5 protein-coding genes are annotated in these 4,671 nt (G+C 55.0%); all 5 read right to left on the reverse strand.

What is annotated here, in order from left to right; translation table 11 throughout:
• Positions 1-88 precede the first annotated feature (88 nt).
• Positions 89-649: a hypothetical protein gene (locus IGW03_RS37155; protein WP_194727401.1), complete on the reverse strand. Its 561-nt coding sequence runs from the start codon at positions 647-649 to the stop codon at positions 89-91.
• Positions 650-757: 108 nt separating this feature from the next.
• Positions 758-1,246, reverse strand: coding sequence for a hypothetical protein (locus tag IGW03_RS37160; RefSeq protein WP_194727402.1), 489 nt, complete (start codon positions 1,244-1,246; stop codon positions 758-760).
• Between the two features lie 348 nt (positions 1,247-1,594).
• Positions 1,595-2,365: a hypothetical protein gene (locus tag IGW03_RS37165; protein WP_194727403.1), complete on the reverse strand. Its 771-nt coding sequence runs from the start codon at positions 2,363-2,365 to the stop codon at positions 1,595-1,597.
• A 435-nt stretch (positions 2,366-2,800) separates the two neighbouring features.
• On the reverse strand, positions 2,801-3,478 hold the full coding sequence (locus IGW03_RS37170) for a L5-gp82 domain-containing phage-derived protein (RefSeq protein ID WP_194727404.1): 678 nt from the start codon (positions 3,476-3,478) through the stop codon (positions 2,801-2,803).
• 173 nt (positions 3,479-3,651) lie between these two features.
• Positions 3,652-4,260 (reverse strand): hypothetical protein, encoded by a 609-nt coding sequence (locus IGW03_RS37175; protein ID WP_194727405.1) that lies wholly within the window; start codon positions 4,258-4,260, stop codon positions 3,652-3,654.
• Between the last annotated feature and the right edge of the window lie 411 nt (positions 4,261-4,671).

Below are 4,671 nucleotides of genomic sequence, written 5' to 3' on the forward strand. Positions count from 1 at the left end.
GCCCATGGTGGGGGTTCTTTCGTTGGTTGGTTTTGATCTCGACAATCAAAATTCTCCAACAAAATCTCCACCGCCTTCCTCCCCACCTTCAGAGCTCAGCCCGTACACCACTTTGGACTATAGCTCCCGATTCGGTCCGTGGTGACAGGTGGCGTGTGACGCCTGCATGGTCAATGAACGGCACAAGGAGTCGGAGCGTAAGGTCAACAAACTCGCGGTATTGTTCAAGTGGCAAGGTGACGGCTTTATTAGCCGTTATTTGCGTAACGTCAGCCATGGAATCAACCATAGCACGCTGCGCGACTCGCAGAAGCTCTTCCGCCTCCAGTAGAGGGCAACCACCTTCTAAAGTGATGGAGAGACCTGCCGCCTTTCGTGCTTCATCGCACCGCTGATGGTAGACGGCAAAGTCCGAATCGGACATCAGAAATGAGAGCTTCGGCTCGGTGATGATCTCGTCGCGAGCGCCAGGCTCACGGCACTCCGCCATTACCTTCCACTGTCCCTTAGCAAGGATTTCAGTTTGATAGGCTTCGACGATCGGGCGCACTGTCCCGAGTATGGCCATGGCTTTGAGTACAGCCTCGGCCGCATCGAGCATAGCCGCATTCGGCATGAACGGCTGTTTAGTTTTTACTGGTGTATTCATAGGACTTCCTATGGGACCAAGTCCTTTACGGACTCGGTCAAGTTGTGAAATCGGCGTGGTTCGATAGGAAACCGTGCCAAGTTGATGAATCCTCACCGCTTCCGCGGTTCACGCTTCCAGAGCCGAAAAGAGCGGGCACTGGGGAGCCGCATGTTTGAGCTCTGTTGGCCAACCGTAGGAAAGAAAGGCCTTGCGAAGCCCTTCGGTGGGTGCGGAGTTCAAGATGAATCGCAGACCGTCGAGGACCGCGTCTGCATCCCCGCTCTCGAAAATGGTGTCGTACTGCCGCTCGCCAAAGTCAAAGACCGTGAAAAAGTCATATTCAGGATTTATCAGACCGGCTTCATAGATGCGCCTTGCGCAGTCGATTCGATCCTGCAGGCCTTGGGCACCGGTCGCTGATATGCGATTGCGGTAGTAAAACAGCCAGGCACCGAGCTCGAAATGTGTTTTGGCAAAAGTCGATTCGCGCGCATCCTCAAATCGGTCGAGTGTGACCTGTTTGCGTTTGGCCGCGGCGCGGATGTCGTTTGCATCAGTGCGTAGCTGCGTGCGCTCCGCTATGGAGATTGGGGCTTGTTTGAGCCGCTTGTTCATGTGAACACCTAGGTGGTACCCGGAGCATTCGCCTACTGGCGATATGCGCCAGGGCGAAGGGAACGAAAGTTAGGCAAGAAGTTGTTCTTGCCGCAGACTGCTACGTGTAGGTAGCGAAGTTTTGAATGCTAGTTATCTCTAGCTAGAAGGCACTACAAAAGCCTTTGGTTCTCCAACTATCTGGCACGACAGAACGCCGTGATATTCACCGTGACCGTATGAAGTGGTGAGGTGAAAGCCATATCCAATGGCTAAAGAGCCATTGAGTATGGTTCTCAGGTATGTACGACAAGGTGCTTTCGCCTAGAAGCACCTTGTCGTCATTACATAGGAACTATGCGAAAAAGCTTATCGGCACTGCCAGCCGCTATAAGTTGTTTCGTAGCAGCCTGATGCAATCATCGATGCGTTGAATTCGGCGACCGTCTGCACCGGATATGGAACATTGTCGCCATTTCCGTAAAGCTGAGAGACGTAGTTAAATTGACCTGCCGAGTACGCTCCGCCGGCTGCGTATGCCGCTGCAGCGTCATAACCGGTTACGGCCTGACCCATATTCACCGAGCCAACTGCCCAGACATACTGTTCCTGAACCGGCGCCGGTGCTACGACTACCGGCGGCGGTGTGTAAGTGGGCGTCGGCGTGTACGAAGGTGTTGTGTCGGTCCAAGGGGTCGGCGGCTCGGGCTGCGGCGCGGTAGCGATAGGAGTAGACGGAGCAGGCGCGGGGGGCGTGCCGTTCAAGTATGCATCAATCCAAGCCTGGTATGCCGGGTCAGGAGTGTAAGTCGACACTGGTGTGCTCGAACCGCCACCATCATAGGTAGGGCCAGGGTCATAGGCGGGCGGTTCCCAGACGGGTGCGACGACGACTGGCGGCGGAGGCGGAATAGGAACGCAGTGGGCGATGCCACCGGCGGTCGACCACATATAGCCGGCGTTGCAACCTTTCGGCTGCGGCGGTGGTGCAAACCTTTCAACACCGCTTTGCTGTACGGTATTGGCGACGCTGGCCACGACGTCGGTGACTGCGTTGGACAAGCTGGACACGTCCAAGCTCGTAGCCTGAGTGCCAAACGACGCTGCGGCCAGTAACGAGGCTAAGTACAAACGTTTCATCAAATCTCCTTGAAGAAGGAATGGCCTATTCAAGGCCGACGATAATATTTTCGTACGGCAACATTTCTTGGCATAGCGCAATTGTTCGTTACCAGCCTCAAAACCGCAAATAAATAGTATTTCCACTTTAGAAGCACTTTTTTTATCGAGATTAAGTTCGGAACGCCGAACTGACGTTCAAGAGGCTTTCCTACATGAGTCAGCGTCGCCGTTAGGGCCGTGTTCCAAACTTAATTGATGTGCTTCCCCGCCGCACCACAGCCCAAGCGCAGTTCCGAACTTTAAGGCTACGGTGGTCCGTATCGTCGGTCTCCTACCTCGCTTAAATCCCGAGGGCGTGTCTCCATTCACAAAGGCGGAAAAAGGGCCGTTAGGCCCTTTTTGGTTGGTTCATGACAGTTCAGGAGTACGCGCCACTCGTTCTTGGCGCAGTTGCTAAGGAAACCGCACCTTGGAAACTGCATCGCCGACTTTCGCCGGCGCGTTATCCTCGGTGTAGTATTCGATACCACCTCGGCAGTAGACGCGATTTCCGTAAACTGTGACGTACTCCGCGTAGCGAATTGGTCGATACTCCAGATCGCAGAACCAGTGAACGTCCATCGGATCGAAGCGGACTTCAATGCCGTCGAAGGAAGGCACCGGAACGGGTGCGTAGATCCCATCGACCGAGGCCATAGGCCCCTTGCTTTCGGTTCCTGACGCAATACGGTCCCGGAAACTCTGTGAAACGTTGAGGTACACGTTCTCAAGACAGACGACCTTGGCATACGCAATCACATTGCCGTTATAGAAGCCTCGGTTTCGGGTATAACCCTCCGTAGCGTTTCCAGCGTGGATCGTCTGGACAGCGACGCCTTTGCTTTTGTAGATGTTCAGGTTGAGACGGGCACCGACTCGATCGCCGGCACGAGGTGCCAAACCTTTTGCCATGATCCTGACACTGGTCGAATCCAGCGCCAGGGCAGCTTTGATGATGTCGTCGCTCACCATTTCGACAGTTCGCCTACGGAACAGAGGAAGATCCTCAGCTTGAACGCAACTCGGAGCGGCATTGCCGCGTTCGGGGTTGCCTAATAAGTCGCCGAACAGGTCGTTCGTGTCATGGAACATAGGCGCCTTTCAAGAGGTCATCAGTTGCCACGCCCTCCTCCTCAGCGCCACCTAGTTCAGACACGTATTCAAAGCTCTTTCGCATAGTTTTTCCTTGTAAAGCCGCCACGACGCCAATCGGCGATGTCGTGGCAGGACTCAGCTTATCTGTTAGGGCACGTTGTCTGCGTGCGTTAGATGATGCAGAGAAGAACGTGCCCCGTCTGAGCCCCGCCGGCAAAGCGTGACCCGTCTTGTGCGTCGAACTCATACATCGCGGTGTACGGATTGCCGGTCGAGACCTCGCGAACATTCCGATACGGCTTAGTCAGCTCGATTCCGACACCTTGCAGTGCGGCTCTGGTGTCGTCGGCCCGAAGGAGGATGTCTGTGAATTGGTCCTGTACGTAGAAGGACGCAACAGCACGGACATGGAATGACGGAGCGGACTGATCCGGTATATCAATACTTGGAAGCGAATAAACGTCGTAATCGCGCTGCTCGGACGGATCGCGGTAATGAACCATCAAGTCGCCGCGGCGTTTGCTGCGCAGGCAGCTCTCGTGGCCAAAATAGCTTTGGCAGCCACTGTGTGTCCAGCCTGCACTACCGGGGTAGTTAGCACGGGGCTCGTGCCGGAAGTACTGCTCCTCGACCTGGTAATGCACATCCGATACATGCCTTTGGCAGACCTCACATACACCGTAGCGCTCGGAGGAATAGCCCAAGGAGGTAAGGCGGTATTGATGCTGACCCGCTGTGAAAGTGGGCAGTAGAATATTTACGGAATCCGTTTGGGACATGAGACTCTTTCTAATTGGAGCCCATGAAGACCGTCCCAGAGGATGGGAGTCCTCTAGGGCAGATGGATGGAGCCGGCGTGACCTTAGTTGGTCGACGTAGGCAATTGATCGCGTAGCCGCCCGCGCGCTAGCGCGGTCGGGGCGATTTTTGCTGGATGCCCAGCTGCGTTCTCCGTGGGTAGCACGGCAAAAAACTTGTTCAATCGTCATCGCGACATTGAGCAAGGTTCTCGGAAACGCTGGTGTTGGGATTCAATCCGCGGTCAGCGGACCTGACTTGGCTGCGAGTTAATGTCAAATGTTGTGTTTGACGAAGTCGGGTCAAGCGGCGATTTTCTTGGCGTCTTCCGGCATTCCGTCTTTGAACTCAACGCCGGCAATCACCTCTGCCAAACGTTGTGCCCCTTTGAG

This window comes from Noviherbaspirillum malthae, from assembly GCF_015352985.1.
GTDB classification, from domain to species: domain Bacteria; phylum Pseudomonadota; class Gammaproteobacteria; order Burkholderiales; family Burkholderiaceae_D; genus Noviherbaspirillum; species Noviherbaspirillum malthae.